The sequence below is a fragment of the Bacteroides sp. MSB163 genome, from assembly GCF_036416795.1.
GTDB classification, from domain to species: Bacteria; Bacteroidota; Bacteroidia; order Bacteroidales; family Bacteroidaceae; genus Bacteroides; species Bacteroides maternus.
In genome coordinates, this window is the sequence record NZ_CP143867.1 from 3,899,136 (window position 1) to 3,915,463 (window position 16,328).

The following is a 16,328-nucleotide window of genomic DNA, read 5'->3' on the forward strand; positions in this document are numbered from 1 at the left end:
CTGAATTAGCCAATGACTGTTAACAAACAAGAAGGGAATGTTGCAGGCAGCAGAATACAGCCTGCCATTCCAATAGCGGGAGTATTTTTCAAATTCCTCCTGTTTAATGCAATATGGTGTTATTACACCACCTTTACACCTTTCTCATGTTGGGAGTCGTATGCCACGGCTCTTGCAGCCACGCTTGTCTTGTCCGTTCCCTACATATTGACAAGACGTATAGCGGCAAGCATACTTGTCATGGTGGTTCTGGATATATGGATGGTAGCCAACTTGTTATATTATCGGAGCTATTTTTCCGCCATTCCCTTATCAAGTTACCTATTGGCAGGAAATCTGACCGATTTTCTACCGAGTGTGACAGCTTCATTCCGATGGTGCGACGGACTATTTCCTGCTTCAACTGCCGCTGTCGTGTTTTTTATGCTTTGGAGAAACCATCGGTCGAAAATCATATTTCCGTTTGGCAAACACGCTTATTTTACACTGCTCATATTTTTATGTGCACTGTTGGCTGTCAATCTTTCTATCCGAGGCGGTTTCCTTACAGTCTATAGGAACATGAAATCGTCTGCCCATCGACACGCAAGTGGTCCGCCGCTTTATACACTGTTCGGCACACTCTATTTTGACTATGCCGACGAACTACCTGAACTAACGGAAGAACAGGAACATGAAATTCACAATTGGCTTTCGGAGAGACCTGCGCTTGTTCCTGTGCCGGACATTGCATCCAGGGACAACTGCATCTTTATTCTGGCCGAATCACTGGAGAGCTGGGTACTGAATCTCACCGTTGAGAATCAGGAAATCACACCCTATCTCAATAAACTTCTCAAAGAACGGTCCACGCTGTATGCCCCCCATGTGCTTACACAAGTCAACGGAGGGCGTTCCATTGATGCCCAGTTGCTTGTGCTCGCCGGTCTGTTGCCATTGCAGACCGGCGCATACAGTTGCCGGTTTCCTCTCAATACATACCACACTTTGCCCAAGGCAATGAAAGAACTTAAGGGAACTCGCAATTATCTTTTAACAGTGGATAAGACAAAAACATGGAATCAGGGGGCGGTGGCCCGGAGTTTCGGAATAGATACCATTGTCTCTTATCCTGATTTCCGGATGACGGAAGCATTCGGAAACCGGAAAAGGTTGGGCGACAACGCTTTTTTCAGCCAATGCAGGGAAAAGATGGAAAACGGGGAGATTTGGCGTTCCGATGAAAATGTATTTATTCAGATGGTCACATATTCCGGTCATTCGCCGTTCAAGATGCCAGAATCTCTAAAAACCGTCCATTTCTCCAATCGGATTCCCGAAGTCATGGCTGACTATATGACCGTGGCGCATTATACGGACGAGGCGATCGGGAAATTCGTGGAATATCTGAGAACACGTCCCGAATACGGACGGACAATGGTGGTGATAACCGGCGACCACGAAGGACTGGCGGACAATCGCAAAGATTTGTGCCGTACAAAAGCAGGGAAAGGAATTGTTTCGGAGAACGAGTTCACACCTTTTATTGTATTAAACTCTCCTATAGCAATGTATCATACAAAAGTAATGGGACAGGTGGACATCTATACCACGCTTTTGAACTTGCTCGGTCTGGAGAGTTATCGGTGGAGCGGTATCGGTCAAAGTATTCTCGATTCTGGAAAGCCGGGTATTGCCATCAGCCCGAAAAGAAGTATAGAGGGAGATACCATGTTTTTATCCCGCGAGGAACTTCTGAGAATGCGGCAGTCTCAGGTAATCTCTGACCGGATAATACGATTCGACAAATTGAAGGATTTGCGATAGCCGATATTTCGGAAGCTATTTTCGTCGTTCTGGAAGCGGTTTTCTCCGTTTCGATTGTATTCCGATTGTCAGCATATTGGGTACGAAGTATTTTTGCATCTAAAATTTGCGATATATGATCATTAAAACAGAACATCTTATCATCAGGGACTTTCAGAAGAAGGATGCCGCAGGTTTGTTGGAATACCTTTCTCATCCACGCGTCAATTGCTTTGTTGGTGACCGTCTGTATTCTGAAGAATCGGCATTGGCTTATATTTTCCATTCTTCCGAGGATATGCTGCGCTATGCCGTATGTCTGCGAGAGGACGATTTTATTATCGGTGATGTTTTCGCTCTGTGCGAATATACTGACACTTATAGCATTGGTTGGCATTTCAACAAACATTTCGAAGGCAAGGGATTGGCGTATGAAGCGGCAACAGGATTTTTGGACTACCTTTTCCGTGATGCCGACGCACGACGTGTTTACGGATTTGTCGAAGACGATAATCTGCGGTCGAAAAGATTGTGTGAACGTCTCGGAATGAGGTGTGAAGGATGTATGAAAGAGTTCATATCGTTTATATGTCATCCTGACGGTACACCACGGTATGAGGATACCTGCATCTATGCGATATTGAATAAAGAATGGAAAAACAATAAGAACAGATGATGAATCGACGAACATGGATTGCCGGTGTCACGGCAACGACCCTTATGGCTGCTTCACTGGCAGCCTGCAAACCGGAACAGAAAAGACAGGAAACGGGACAGACACTGCCCGTTATGGTGGTTTCTTCCCGGCCTATTGAATTTCAGGAAACGTATTCTGCCTCCATCCGCGGACGGCAGGATGTGGACATCATGCCCCAGATTTCGGGACGTATCAGCCGCCTGTGTGTAAAAGAAGGCGAATGGGTGAAATCCGAACAAGTATTGGCCGTGATTGACCAAGTGCCTTATCTGGCGGCACTACGCACGGCGCAGGCCAACGTCAGCGCTGCACAAGCCAAGACTGAAACGGCACGAATCGAACTGCAAGGCAAGCAAGCCTTGTTTGACGAGAAGGTCATATCCGATTATGAACTATCTCTTGCCCGGAATCAACTGGCTGTGGCACTTGCCGAACTCGAACAGGCAAAGGCACAGGAGACGGATGCCCGCAACAACCTTTCATATACCGAGATAAAAAGTCCGAGTGATGGCGTGATAGGCACACTGCCCTTCCGCATCGGCGCACTTGTCAATCCCAACATGGCACAGCCGTTCACGGTGGTATCTGACAATTCGGAGATGTACGCCTATTTCTCCGTTTCCGAAAACAAGCTGCGTCAGCTCAGGGCGCGATACGGATCAATTGACAAGATGATTTCCAAAATGCCTGAAATCAGCCTGCAACTGAATGACGGCACTTTCTACGGACAGAAGGGACACATAGAGACCGTCAGCGGTGTGGTGAATCCTACTACCGGAGCGGTACAAATCAAAGCCCTGTTCCCCAATCCCGACCGCGAGCTGCTGAGCGGTACCATCGGCAACGTCATCCTGCAAGGACTGAATACGGATGCCATTCTGGTTCCCATGACCGCCACTGTCGAGTTGCAGGACAAAATTATCGCCTACCGCCTTAAAAACGGGAAGAGTGAAGCCGCTTACCTGACAGCGGACCGTCTGAACGACGGCAACCACTTCGTTGTAAAGCAGGGGCTCTCTGTCGGTGATACCATTGTGTGCGAAGGAGTAGGACTTGTAAGGGAAGGAATGATTGTCACACCTAAAACCGTAACCCCATGAACTTGCGCTTTTTCATAGACCGCCCGGTGTTTTCGGGTGTTATCTCCGTGGTGATTGTCCTGATGGGCATTATCGCAATGAAGGCCCTTCCCGTGGAGCAATATCCCGACATCGCACCACCGACCGTCAACGTATTCTGCACCTATCCCGGTGCAAATGCCGAAACTGTGCAGAAAGCGGTAATCGTCCCGCTTGAGGAAGCAATCAACGGCGTGGAGGACATGATTTATATGACCTCGACCGCATCAAACACGGGAGACGCATCCATCAACATCTATTTCAAGCAGGGCGCAAATGCGGACATGGCGGCGGTAAACGTTCAGAACCGCGTAAACGGTGCGTTGAGCCAGCTTCCGGCGGAGGCCACCAAAAGCGGTGTCACGACAGAGAAACAGCAGAATGCCGAACTTATGACTTTCGCGCTTTACTCACCCGACGACCGTTTCGACCAGACGTTTCTCAACAACTACATGAAAATCAATGTCGAGCCACGCTTGAAACGAATAAGCGGGGTCGGCAAGGCGCAACTGTTCGGTTCCAATTACAGTATGCGCCTCTGGCTGCGTCCCGACAAGATGGCTCAATACGGACTGATTCCCGATGATATTTCCTCAGTTCTGGCGAAACAGAATATCGAGGCTGCCACCGGTTCGTTCGGAGCAAACCATCCCACGGCCAATGAATACACGATGAAGTATCGCGGACGTCTTTCCACGGCGGAAGAATTCGGTGAACTGGTAATCAAGTCCCAGCCCGGAGGCGATGTACTGAGGCTGAAGGACGTGGCCGACGTGGAACTCGGTGATGAAAACTATAATTATTCTACCGAGGTGAACGGTCGTCCGGCTGCCATTATGCTTATTAACCAGAAAGCCGGTTCCAATGCTTCAAGTACCATCAAAGAAATTCATGAGGTACTCGATGACTTGAAGCGTGACCTGCCGGAGGGAACAGAATTCGTGGTACTTACCGATACCAACAAGTTCCTGTATGCCTCCATCCATTCTGTCATACGGACGCTTATCGAGGCGATACTTCTGGTTATTGTGGTGGTGTATGTGTTCTTGCAGGACATCAAGTCCACGCTTATTCCCACGATTTCCATCTTTGTATCCATCATCGGCACATTCGCCGTAATGTCCATGATTGGATTTTCCATCAACTTGCTTACCCTGTTCGCCCTTGTGCTTGCCATAGGGACTGTGGTCGATGACGCCATCGTGGTGGTGGAAGCGGTACAGGCGAAATTTGACGAGGGCTATCAGTCTGCAGTTCTCGCCTCCGATGATGCCATGAAAGGGGTATCTTCGGCCATACTTACCTCTACCATTATATTCATGGCAGTGTTTTTTCCGGTAGCCATGGTGGGCGGCACTTCCGGAGCCTTTTATGCCCAGTTCGGCATTACGATGGCGGTTGCCGTGGGCATCTCGGCTATCAATGCGTTCACCCTCTCTCCTGCGTTGTGCGCTTTGTTCCTGAAACCTTATACCGATGAGCACGGAAACACGAAGAACAATTTTGCGGCGCGCTTCCGCAAGGCTTTCAATGCGGTCTTCAACCGCCTGAGCCGTCGCTATGTGCGTGGGGTACTATACATCATCCATCGCCGGTGGCTGTTGTGGGGCACCATTGCGGTCTCGTTCGGGTTGCTGGTACTACTTGTCAATGTCACGAAGACGGGGCTCATCCCCGAAGAGGATACCGGCACGGTGTCGGTGAGCATGAATACAAAACCCGGCACCTCGATGGCACAGACGGGCAAGGTCATGAAGCGTATCGGCGACTGTCTCGACAGCGTAAGCGAGATTGAATACAGTGGCGCGATAGCCGGTTTTTCTTTCAGCGGCTCCGGTCCGTCACAAGCTATGTATTTCGTGACGCTTAAAGACTGGAAACAGCGTGAGGGGAAAGGGCAGTCGGTCAATGATGTCATAGGAAAGATTTATGCCGCCACCTCAGACATCCCCGATGCCACCGTATTCGCCATGTCTCCCCCGATGATTGCCGGATACGGTATGGGGAACGGCTTTGAACTTTACTTGCAGGACAAGGCCGGCGGTAACATTGCCGCCTTCAAGAAAGAGGCAGACAAGTTTGTCGAGGCATTGTCGCAGCGTCCTGAAATCGGAGAAGTCTATTCCTCATTTGCTACGGACTACCCGCAATACTGGGTGGATATTGACGCGGCGAAATGCGAACAGTCGGGTGTTTCCCCGTCCGATGTGCTCTCTACGCTTTCGGGATATTGCACGGGACAATATGTTTCGGATTTCAACCGATTCTCCAAACTCTACAATGTAACGATGCAGGCTCCTTCGGAATATCGTGTAAATGCGGAATCCCTTAATCACATGTATGTACGTACATCCGGTGGTGGTATGGCACCATTAAGCCAGTTTGTACGCCTGACCAAAACCAACGGTCCGTCGGATCTCACCCGTTTTAACATGTTCAATGCCATTTCGATAAATGGTTCTCCGACTCAAGGTTATAGTTCGGGGCAGGTACTTGATGCAATCAGGAAGACGGCGCGCGAAGTGCTTCCGGCAAATTACACCTATGAGTTTGGTGGTATCTCACGTGAGGAGAGCAAGACTGCCAATAATACCACGCTTATATTCATATTCTGTATGGTTTTGGTATATCTGATTCTGTGTGCCCTCTATGAAAGCGTGTTTATTCCCTTCGCGGTTTTATTGTCAGTTCCCTGCGGGCTGATGGGCAGCTTCCTGTTCTCATGGCTGTTCGGGCTGGAGAACAACATCTATATGCAGACCGGACTGATTATGATTATCGGACTGCTTGCCAAGACTGCCATTCTGCTGACCGAATATGCCGGCAAACGGCGGTCGGAAGGTATGACCCTGGCACAGGCGGCATACAGTGCGGCGAAGGTTCGCCTGCGTCCTATCTTGATGACCGTACTGTCTATGGTGTTCGGCCTTGTTCCGCTGATGATGGCTCATGGCGTGGGTGCCAACGGTAGCCGCTCGCTTGCCACAGGCGTAATCGGAGGTATGATTATAGGTACGTTGGCCCTGTTGTTCCTTGTACCTTCATTATTCATCGTATTCCAATATATTCAAGAACGTGTTAAACGTAATTAAATGAAGAAGATAGCAATATATATAATATCCGCTTTGATGCTTACCGGCTGTAGCACATATAGCCGGTATCATCGGGCTGAAATCCCGACAGAGAATCTATATCGGACCTTACCGGCAGGTATTGATACAGTAACAATTGCATCTATGTCATGGCGGGAAATGTTTACTGACCGGAAACTTCAATCTCTGATTGAAACAGGAATTAAGCAGAATACTGATCTCAATGTGGCACGTTTGAGGGTTGAAGCAGCCGAGGCAGCTTTGATTACGGCTAAGCTTTCATATCTCCCTTCACTTGGGATTAATGCCGAAGGTGGTGGCAGCCGGTATGACGGGACGACGGCAAAGACATATAATGTTGGTGCGTCTGCAAGTTGGGAACTTGATATATTCGGCAGGCTCACGGCTGCAAAGCGTGGTGCGGTCGCCGCACTGCAAGGAAGCCGTGACTATCAGCAAGCCGTACAAACACAACTTGTCGCTACTATAGCTGACAGTTACTATACACTTTCCATGCTTGATACGCAGATGGCGATAAACAATCGGACTTTGGAAAACTGGCGGGCTACGGTACGCACGCTTGAAGCGTTGAAAAAGGTGGGCAAGGCAAATGAAGCCGGCGTATTACAGGCAAAGGCAAACGTGATGCAACTCGAATCATCGCAACTGGCCATACGCAAGAGTATCTCTGAAACAGAGAACGCCTTGTCTGCGATACTTGCCATGCCGTCACACTCGATTGAACGGAATAATTTGACTGAGGCGTCTTTTCCTGATACAATCTCTATCGGAGTTCCTTTACAGTTGCTTTCTAACCGTCCTGATGTACGTCAGGCTGAAATGGAACTGGCACAAGCGTTTTACGCCACCAATGTAGCCCGCGCTGCTTTCTATCCTAATATCACTCTTTCGGGGACACTTGGTTGGACTAACAATGGAGGCGGAGTAATCACTAATCCCGGACAATGGTTGCTCAACGTCATCGGTTCCCTTACACAGCCGTTATTCAACCGGGGCGTGAATATAGCCAACTTGAATATAGCCAAAAGCCGTCAGGAAGAAGCCAAACTGTTGTTCCGGCAAGCATTGCTGAATGCGGGAAAAGAAGTGAACGATGCTTTGACCGTATGGCAGACGGCAAAATCTCAAATTGAAATTGGTGAAAGGCGCATTTCTGTTTTGAACGACGCTGTACGGAAGACAGAACTGCTGATGTGTCATTCCGACGCAACCTATTTGGAAGTGCTTACTACCCAGCAATCACTTCTTGATGCCGAACAGACTCAAGTGCAAAATATATTTAGTAAGATACAAGGAGTGATTAAATTATATCATGCATTAGGAGGGAAATAAGAATATAAAGATTGATGTAGGGGTACAAATTATGGTACTAAGAACCTTGCTACCCCAAAAAAGAATATTTTTCCGATTTGAGTATTGATTTTATCTGATGCCAGAATGGAACTATAGCCAAAATCACAGATATCACTTTAATGTAAAACGCATATCATGGTATAATTTAGAATGAAAACAGAACAAATGCAAATAAATAACTCGTCGGTATCTCTCCGGTTAAAAATTATTGTCGGATATGTATCGTTACTCATATTCCTTATTATCATTGTTTCTCTTGTGTGGCTGGAACATCAGAAGATGGAAATGTTGAATAGTGAAGAATTACTTATCAAGCAAAAAAGAGAAGCCGTGAACCGGACTTTTGAAAAACTGCTTGACTTCTCCTTTTCTGATGATTTCCTGCTATTACGTGACAAGGATAAATTCAATGAATACCGGATGAAGCGTGAAATAGCAACCACCGCTTTGAACGGACTGAAACGATACTATCCGTCCGACATACAACATGCACAAATCGACACAATATCTTTGCTTTTACAGGAAAAAGAAGCACTATTGCTTGGAGTGATGAATACTCTTTCGGATTTACTGCATTCTGACAGTTTGTTCCAACGGAGAATACCTTCTGTCGCTTTACAAATGCATACTATATTGTTACCAGACAAACCAGAAAAGACGGGAAAAAGGCTGAGTGGTTTCTTTGGGATATTTAAAAAGAAAGAAGAAAAATCTGTCTATGCATACCAAAAGGAAAAAACGAAACAGCCGTCCGCATCCCAACAAATAACCAGGGAACTTTATTCCCTGCAAAAAGAAATGTCTATACAATATACCGACTACTGGAATAAGTTGACCACCTACTCCGACAGTTTGCAATGGCGTAACACAGAACTGAATTCACAAATAAACACACTTATTGGTGAGTTTGAACAAGTAGTTATCAAGCAAGCAGAAAAAGAAATAGAGGAAATTACCACATCAAGGGAGCAATCATTTCGTATCATTCTGTTTATAGCCGCTATCGCCATCCTGCTAATAGTGATATTTTACCTTTTTATCCATCAGGACATAAGAAAGAGGCAGGAATATCGGCTGAAACTGGAAGCGTCTGACTGCCGGAATCGTGAACTGCTGGCCGCGCGCCGTAATCTTATACTGACAGTAAGCCATGACCTCCGTGTACCGCTCGGTACTATCAGCGAATATGCAGAATTATTACAAGATGAAAAAAGTCCGGAACAGAGCAAAGGGTATGCAATGAATATCCTGCATGCCTCGCGCCATGTCATTGGGTTGGCAAATAACCTGCTGTATTATTACAGGCTGGAAGCGGAAAAGGAACAGCCGGAAAAAGAAATCTTTCATTTGGGGCGGACAATTGAAGATGCTGCCCACTCATTCTTATCGGTAGCGGAAAAGAAAGGGTTGGACTTGGTAATAAAAGTGATAGATTCTGATATACTTGTTGAGGGGGATTGCGGGCGGTTGGTGCAAATACTCAATAATCTGATCTCAAATGCAGTAAAGTTTACCAGTGCCGGATATATACAAGTAGGCGCACAATACCGGGTCGGAAAGCTATCCTTCTTCATTAGAGATACGGGCATAGGTATTGATAAGGAAAGTCAGGAACAGATATTCACCGCTTTTGAACGAGGTAAAGCGCCAAATGCGGAAGAAGGCTTCGGACTGGGATTGGCGATAACATATAAATTGGTAACATTGCTGGAAGGTACTATCCATGTCCAAAGCACACCGGGACACGGAAGCACATTCGAGGTATGCCTACCTATGCGTGAAACAAATGGAAAAACAGACACAATAAAAACACCTTTGGAAGGTGGTGAACTTTCAGGAATGAGGGTGCTGGTAATAGATGATGACCGGATACAACTGGAAGTAATCCAAAAGATGTATGCACGCCATGGAGTGGAATGTGATTGCTGCCTGAATGTAAGTGAACTGATCGCAGCATTACGCCGTAACCGTTATGACCTTATGCTTACGGATATGAGGATGTTGGAAATGGACGGTTATGGAGTACTGGCCTTACTTCGTGGCAGCAACTTCGGCCAAACAAGAACACTTCCTGTATTGGCTGTAACCGCACAGGCGGACAAGAAACCGGAATATTTCAGAAAAGCCGGTTTTGCGGACTGCTTGTATAAGCCTTTCTCGCAGAAAGAATTAGTGTCGGTTACCTCATATATAGACAGAACGAATTTTGCAGCTATCATGGAGGGTGAAGATAATACGAGGGAACTATTGGATATGTTCATAGAGGACACGGAAAAGGAACTCTCTGAAATGCAGGACGCTTTGGAAACGGCAAATTATATGCAATTGAGGCATATCATACACAAAGCTGCTCCATTATGGGGGATGATTCGTATCAATGTACCCTTGAATGAACTGGAAGAGATGGCTTCACTATCCTCTGAAAAATGGTGTAAGGAATTGGATGCCCGTATTAAAAGACTGATGAAAGCAGTGGAACAGGCCGTAAAAAAAGCGAAAGAATTAAAGTTTGAACCGGATGAAAACCATATTGGTAGTAGAAGATGACCGGATATATGCACGTACTACCGCCAACTGGCTGGTAAAAAACGGGATGGATGCCCGTTACGTGCTGTCAGTAAATTCCGCAAAAGAATTTCTAAGCGATCACGAAGTAGATCTGGTCTTGTCGGATTTCCGCCTTGGTGACTGTAATGGTGTGGAATTGCTCGAATGGATGAGGGTACATGGATATCGTATGCCTTTTCTAATCATGACAGGATATGGAGATATACCTGGTGCTGTCGAAGCTGTAAAGAAAGGGGCTGACAATTATCTCCCCAAACCCGTACAAACAGAAAAAGTACTTGATGTCATCCGTGAACTGTTGGAACGTAGGGAGAAAAGGAGAAATCCGGAGCAGGCTTTTTATGTCTGTAAAAGTCCATTGGCAGTAAAACTTCAGGAGATGGTTCGTTTGGTAGCTCCCGCAGAAAGCTTATCCGTATTGATACGTGGCGCATCGGGTACAGGTAAGGAATGGGTGGCGCGACGGATCCATGCACTTGGCGGACGTTCGGACGCTCCTTTTGTAGCGGTGGATTGCGGGGCATTACCACGGGAGCTGGCCGCATCGGAATTGTTTGGACATAAAAAAGGTACTTTTACGGGAGCAACTGAAGATAAAACCGGCATGTTTACTGCCGCCAATCATGGAACATTGTTCCTGGATGAAATTGGTAATCTGAACATGGAAACTCAGGTATTACTATTACGTGCCTTGCAAGAGAAACGTTATAGACCTCTTGGCGGAAAGGAAGAGATACAAGCGGACATACGACTGCTTACAGCCACCAATGAGGATTTAGAACGGGCTATAAGTGAGGGGCGGTTCAGGGAAGACTTGTTCCATCGGTTGAACGAATTTCCGCTTCATGTTCCGTCATTGAGAGAGTGTGCGGATGATATTATTCCGTTAGCCGGATTCTTTCTTTCCTATGCGAACGAGGAATTGGGAAAGAAAGTGAAGGAATTTGATATGGACGTGAGGAAGGCTTTCAGGGCTTATTCATGGCCGGGCAATATCCGTGAGTTAAAAAGTGTGGTGAGGCGTGCGTGTGTATTGGCGCAGGATGAATGGATTACACTTAAAGACATCAACCTTCCGATGGAGATAAAACCATCGGATAATTACCGGCTGGATATGGAGCGTACGGAATTGGAAGCGATAGTGAAAGCATTGGAAACTACGGGTAATGATCGGAAAGCTGCCTCCCAGCTGTTGGGTATATCCCGGAGTACGCTTTATTTGAAACTGAAAAAATACGGTTTAAACTGAATGTGTCCATAATTCTGAACACATTGTGTCTGATGGGGATAATAAATGCAGACACGTTTTGGAAATAATGCATGGTAACATATTAATTGTCAATGCATTAATGTGTTTGTCTTTCTGTGGCATAGCACTTGCCCTTTATGGTCATGACAAGTGACGGTGAAAACCGGAACAGTTTCAAACTTTAAAATTTAATGCCATGAGAACATTGACAAATACTCTTCTATTCAATATGTTCACCTCCTACATGACAGGCTCTGAACTTATGTCGGAAGAATTACCTGCCGCCTATGATGATTTTGCAAACCTGCTTGCCGGACTGTCGCAAGATAAGGATAGAATGAAGCTATTAAGACGGTTGAACTACACGAGGATAGAACTTTCTTTTATGCAACAGACCTGCAATACTATAAAAGAAGGACGACATATACTCTATGATGTGTTTATCAACAAAACTCTTTCCTTATTGGAAGCGGAAATAGAAATGATGAAAGATTATATCCGTCACCATGCGGATGATACCGATATGAAAATGGAAATCCACCGGCAGGGTGATAAATGGAAATCCACTCTTCGCTGGAATGGTACGGATAATGACCTGATAGAATTAGTGGCTGCATTGATGGCCGCCGGAGTTGTGGACTGTGGGGAAGGAAAGAAGCTTACCATTGTAGATGTCATCAGAGTATTTGAGGATGCTTTTAACCTGAAAATAAATGCCTTATACACCAAACGGGGAAAGGTGTTTGATCGCTGTACGGTTTCCACTCCTTTTATTGACTCTATTCGCAAAAGTTATATCAAGATGTTGGACGAACGGCTGGCGTAAAGTTTGCATGCCAACAGCCGCCAAAAGGTGACTTGTGTGTCCGCCGTGTTGCAGATTGACGGTCAAAGCGCTTTCTTTGCATCTATAAAATTTCTATAAACAAATCAAGATTATGGGATTACTGAAAGATTGGACGACCCGCTGGATAACCCGTTTATCGGGGCGGACAGCGGGAGGGCCAGGGAGCGTGTTCATCACGCTGGACGAAAAAAATACCCCGGTGGATGTACACACGGGTGATGCCGTACCGAAAGCGTATGAGGATTATATCGGGAAGATGATGAAGAGCTTCGACAAACGGGGCTACCTACCCGGCTGAACGATTCTAAAAGCGGATTTCGCAGATAAAGGGAAGATACCTTCCCGACGGGGAGAACTGGCGGACTGGTATTTTCATACTCTGGTTCCGGCTATTCATAGACACAAGGCAGTGACGGGAAGGCAGATTCCTTTGAGGGATGCGGCCTATACGCTGAAAACGGGGTTGAAACTGTTCAGCCGCCGGGCATCATCCACAGCACTGCAAAAAGACAAGCAATATAAAGAGTTTATCCGGCATAACGAGGCGGAAGGCTGGAACAATGAAAAACTGTCGGGCGAAAAGTGGCGAGTGTATGCCGTGGCGACGGATGAGGGCGTATTGTTCTTCTCGGACAACGAAAAGGGCATGAAAGCCCGCAACAGCTATCTGCAATATCTGGCGGATGGATTTTTCAATATGACCAAAGGGGCGGAAACATTGAAACTGTATGAGATAGAGACACCTTCCCGACAAGTGGCGGAACTGGCGGACAACTGCATCGACATACTGGCGAAAAGCGATTTGCGCAGTGCCGATATGCAACTGCGTAAATCGAAGTTCAGCTTCACTTCTGAGAAACTGGCAGGAAAAGAAATGCTGGAAGGTGCCGTCTGCACGGACAAATACGATTTAAGACCGGATTACAGTAACTTTGACCGGTTGACGAAGGACTTCAATCTGGGTATTTCGCCACGTAATTATGACGTGGCCTCTCTGCTTTATATTTCGGAAAACGGGTATGCCGGTCATGTGACGACAGACTATTTTCATCCGTTCAGTTATGAGTATGAGTTCCGAGATTTGGCTGAAAAGTTGGGTGACAGCATCAAGGCACGGCAATCGGCGCCAATGTCGTCACATGATTTCGGCTATGCGGCCTTGCAGACGGAAGCGAAGGTAATGGCAAGGGATATTCTGCAATCGGAGTTTCATATAACGGACGGGGAATTTAAGTTGGGCGGAAGTATCAACCGGATGGAAAAAACAGAAAGAATGCAAACAGCTTCTTATCAGCGTTCTAAAGAACAAAAGACAGGTAAATCATTCGATACAGCCCCCATACGGGAAGTTCCTGCGCAGAAACGGGGTAACGGTCAACGGCAGGCAAAGCATGTGGTCTCCATTACTCCGGATAAAAAGGAAAAGAAACAACTAATCATATAGAATTTATGGAAGAAAAGAAAATGCAAGCGGTGGAAAGCGGCAGTCTGTATATGACGCTGGATGCTTTTTACCGCCCCGTTTATTTAAGTATGCGGGGACAGGGAGAAGAAGGATTCTCCCGATATATCAGCAACAACGTACGGTTTCATACTGCAAGCAGGGAATTTGTACCCGACCACTGAATGTTCCGTTTCGACTTCAGAGACAAAAGTCTGATTCCCCCCATACTCGGAACGGATAATGCGAATTATCTGGAACGGCTCACGCCGGTATTGGAACGGGAAAGGATTCATCCTTCGGGTGTGGTAAGACTGCGGGATGCGGCATTCTGTGAGGAAAGGGGTATCGTACAACTGTCGTCATCGGCGGAACATACGGTCTTATTGGAGAATGATGACTACAGGCGGTTGGGGCACCGTTTCGGAATGAACGGGGACGTGATAAGGAACGGACTGGCCGTTTTTCCTACTTGTACGGCAGTAGAATACGGACAGAAGGTGTTGCTACTGGGAAAAACGGACAAAGGGGACAAGGCATTAGAAGAGTTTCTGAACGATTTGACCGGATACTTTTTCGATGGGAAACGAAAGCCGGAGGAATTGAGGTTCCATGAAGTGGCACCGCTGGATGCGAAGTTCCGGGCGGAAATTGGAGACTGCAAGACTGCCTCACCGGATATACTTCGATACGGGATTTGTACGAAACGTTGTGGCATGGCACCGACACTAAGAAACTTTAACCGGCTGAGAAACTTGCAACTAATGAGTGCGCCACTGACAAAGGAGCAGGAACGGATTGTTTCGATGCTGGTTACACGACCGGATAATGTGCGGTTTCCGGATATGGAAGTGAAGACGAGGATACCGTTTAAAAAGAAGGGACAGAGTATAAACATTTAAATTTTTGATATATGGAAAATGAACAGAACGGAACGACAAAAGGCGGTAGCGTATATATAACTGTGGACAAATTTTTCAATCCCGTACATGTCAGCATGAAAGGTACGGGTGAGGAAGGTTATCAGGAGTTCATGCAGGAAGATGTGGAGAAAGCATTGAAATGCGAGGAAATGCCGGCTATGAGTCTGATGTATTATAATGTGCCCGATATGGGTATCGTGCCGCCATTGCAGGAAGGGGACAATGAGGATTACCTGAAAAGGCTGGAAAAGGCAATGGACGAGCATGGAATCATATTGCAGAGGTACCAGCGCTTGTCGGAAGTGGTGTATTGCCTGTGAAATGAAATAGACCCGTTTTCGAAGGATGAGACTTATACCCGCTGGCTCACGCCGAAGATATGGACGGAAATAAAGTCGTCACCCGTAGCGATGGCGGATATGCTGGATGATTTGAAGCACGGGAATAAGTTCTATACGGGTGTTGAGACGGACAAGGGGGTATTGCTTTTCAGCCGGAATTATGAGGGAAACCATCAATACGGGGCTTTTATGGAGGCGAATATCGAGAGGCGTTTCTTTGAGCCGGACTTTGAAGGCAAGTCGCTGACGGTATATGAAATTCGGGGATGGCCTTCGCTGATGGCAGGAAAAATAAACCGCTGTTATGATAGTTATGACAGCCTGCTGCCATTGGAAAAGATTCCGGTGGATGCCTATCTGGATAAATCGGCTTTGAAAAGTGTTACGCACAAAGAGGAGTATGACCTTTCACCCACATGGAAGAATTATGCTCGGCTGACGGATGGTGAAAAGGGACTTGGTTTAGCCCGAAGCGTGGATAATTATGACCGGATGACATTGCTGTATATCATGGACAAGGGTTATCCGAGGGACGGACTGATAGACGAGTATCCGGACAATTTCAGTTTTCATGAGAAATTTGAAAGGATTGAAAACAAGCTGCTGGGCCGGGACAGATGGAATGTGTATGACGAGATGCAGGAGAAGGCGAAGAAACTGGCCGGGAAACTATTACATGAGCATTTTCCCGATACACGGCAGAAAGAAGATGATGCTCCGAAAATGAAGGTCGAAAGCGAAATACCGAAAAAGAGTAAAGGCAGAAAGATGTAGAATAACAAAAGACAAGTAAAAGGATGGAAGCCCGTTGCTGCATGGATGCAGGGACGAGCTTTTGTTTTATCAGGCCAATGCACGCCAACGGGTGACTCTGATTTCGGCGGTTTGGAAGG

At 46.6% G+C, this 16,328-nt stretch carries 13 protein-coding genes; all 13 read left to right on the forward strand.

The window, feature by feature from the left end; all coding sequences use genetic code 11:
* Positions 1 to 12 precede the first annotated feature (12 nt).
* The 13 genes from VYM24_RS14785 to VYM24_RS14845 all read left to right on the forward strand — a co-directional run bounded on the left by VYM24_RS14785 (position 13) and on the right by VYM24_RS14845 (position 16,209).
* On the forward strand, positions 13 to 1,806 hold the full coding sequence (locus VYM24_RS14785; RefSeq protein WP_330940315.1) for an LTA synthase family protein: 1,794 nt from the start codon (positions 13 to 15) through the stop codon (positions 1,804 to 1,806).
* A gap of 115 nt (positions 1,807 to 1,921) precedes the next feature.
* A complete protein-coding gene (locus VYM24_RS14790) occupies positions 1,922 to 2,461 on the forward strand; it encodes a GNAT family N-acetyltransferase (RefSeq protein WP_016278395.1) in 540 nt (179 codons plus the stop codon).
* Positions 2,458 to 3,582 carry an efflux RND transporter periplasmic adaptor subunit gene (locus VYM24_RS14795; protein WP_016278394.1) on the forward strand — a complete coding sequence of 375 codons (1,125 nt, stop codon included), beginning with the start codon at positions 2,458 to 2,460 and terminating at the stop codon, positions 3,580 to 3,582. The genes VYM24_RS14790 and VYM24_RS14795 overlap by 4 nt, the downstream gene beginning before the upstream one ends.
* Positions 3,579 to 6,692: an efflux RND transporter permease subunit gene (locus VYM24_RS14800; protein WP_016278393.1), complete on the forward strand. Its 3,114-nt coding sequence runs from the start codon at positions 3,579 to 3,581 to the stop codon at positions 6,690 to 6,692. The genes VYM24_RS14795 and VYM24_RS14800 overlap by 4 nt, the downstream gene beginning before the upstream one ends.
* Positions 6,693 to 8,045, forward strand: a complete 1,353-nt coding sequence (locus VYM24_RS14805; RefSeq protein ID WP_032941512.1) for an efflux transporter outer membrane subunit — start codon at positions 6,693 to 6,695, stop codon at positions 8,043 to 8,045. It abuts the gene before it with no gap.
* Between the two features lie 186 nt (positions 8,046 to 8,231).
* The gene (locus VYM24_RS14810; protein WP_016278391.1) at positions 8,232 to 10,613 is read left to right on the forward strand and encodes a hybrid sensor histidine kinase/response regulator; all 2,382 of its coding nucleotides are present in this window, start codon (positions 8,232 to 8,234) and stop codon (positions 10,611 to 10,613) included.
* Positions 10,585 to 11,883, forward strand: coding sequence for a sigma-54-dependent transcriptional regulator (locus VYM24_RS14815; protein ID WP_016278390.1), 1,299 nt, complete (start codon positions 10,585 to 10,587; stop codon positions 11,881 to 11,883). Before VYM24_RS14810 ends, VYM24_RS14815 begins: the two co-directional genes overlap by 29 nt.
* A gap of 196 nt (positions 11,884 to 12,079) precedes the next feature.
* Complete coding sequence (locus VYM24_RS14820; protein WP_016278389.1) at positions 12,080 to 12,709, forward strand: RteC domain-containing protein; 630 nt, start codon at positions 12,080 to 12,082, stop codon at positions 12,707 to 12,709.
* 430 nt (positions 12,710 to 13,139) lie between these two features.
* Positions 13,140 to 14,174, forward strand: coding sequence for a DUF6047 family protein (locus VYM24_RS14825; RefSeq protein ID WP_330940316.1), 1,035 nt, complete (start codon positions 13,140 to 13,142; stop codon positions 14,172 to 14,174).
* A gap of 5 nt (positions 14,175 to 14,179) precedes the next feature.
* Positions 14,180 to 14,356, forward strand: coding sequence for a hypothetical protein (locus VYM24_RS14830; protein ID WP_009860284.1), 177 nt, complete (start codon positions 14,180 to 14,182; stop codon positions 14,354 to 14,356).
* A complete protein-coding gene (locus tag VYM24_RS14835) occupies positions 14,357 to 15,073 on the forward strand; it encodes a DUF6047 family protein (protein ID WP_016278386.1) in 717 nt (238 codons plus the stop codon).
* Positions 15,074 to 15,084: 11 nt separating this feature from the next.
* Positions 15,085 to 15,414, forward strand: coding sequence for a hypothetical protein (locus VYM24_RS14840; RefSeq protein ID WP_016278385.1), 330 nt, complete (start codon positions 15,085 to 15,087; stop codon positions 15,412 to 15,414).
* A 57-nt stretch (positions 15,415 to 15,471) separates the two neighbouring features.
* Positions 15,472 to 16,209, forward strand: a complete 738-nt coding sequence (locus VYM24_RS14845; RefSeq protein ID WP_025076628.1) for a DUF6047 family protein — start codon at positions 15,472 to 15,474, stop codon at positions 16,207 to 16,209.
* Positions 16,210 to 16,328: the final 119 nt, after the last annotated feature.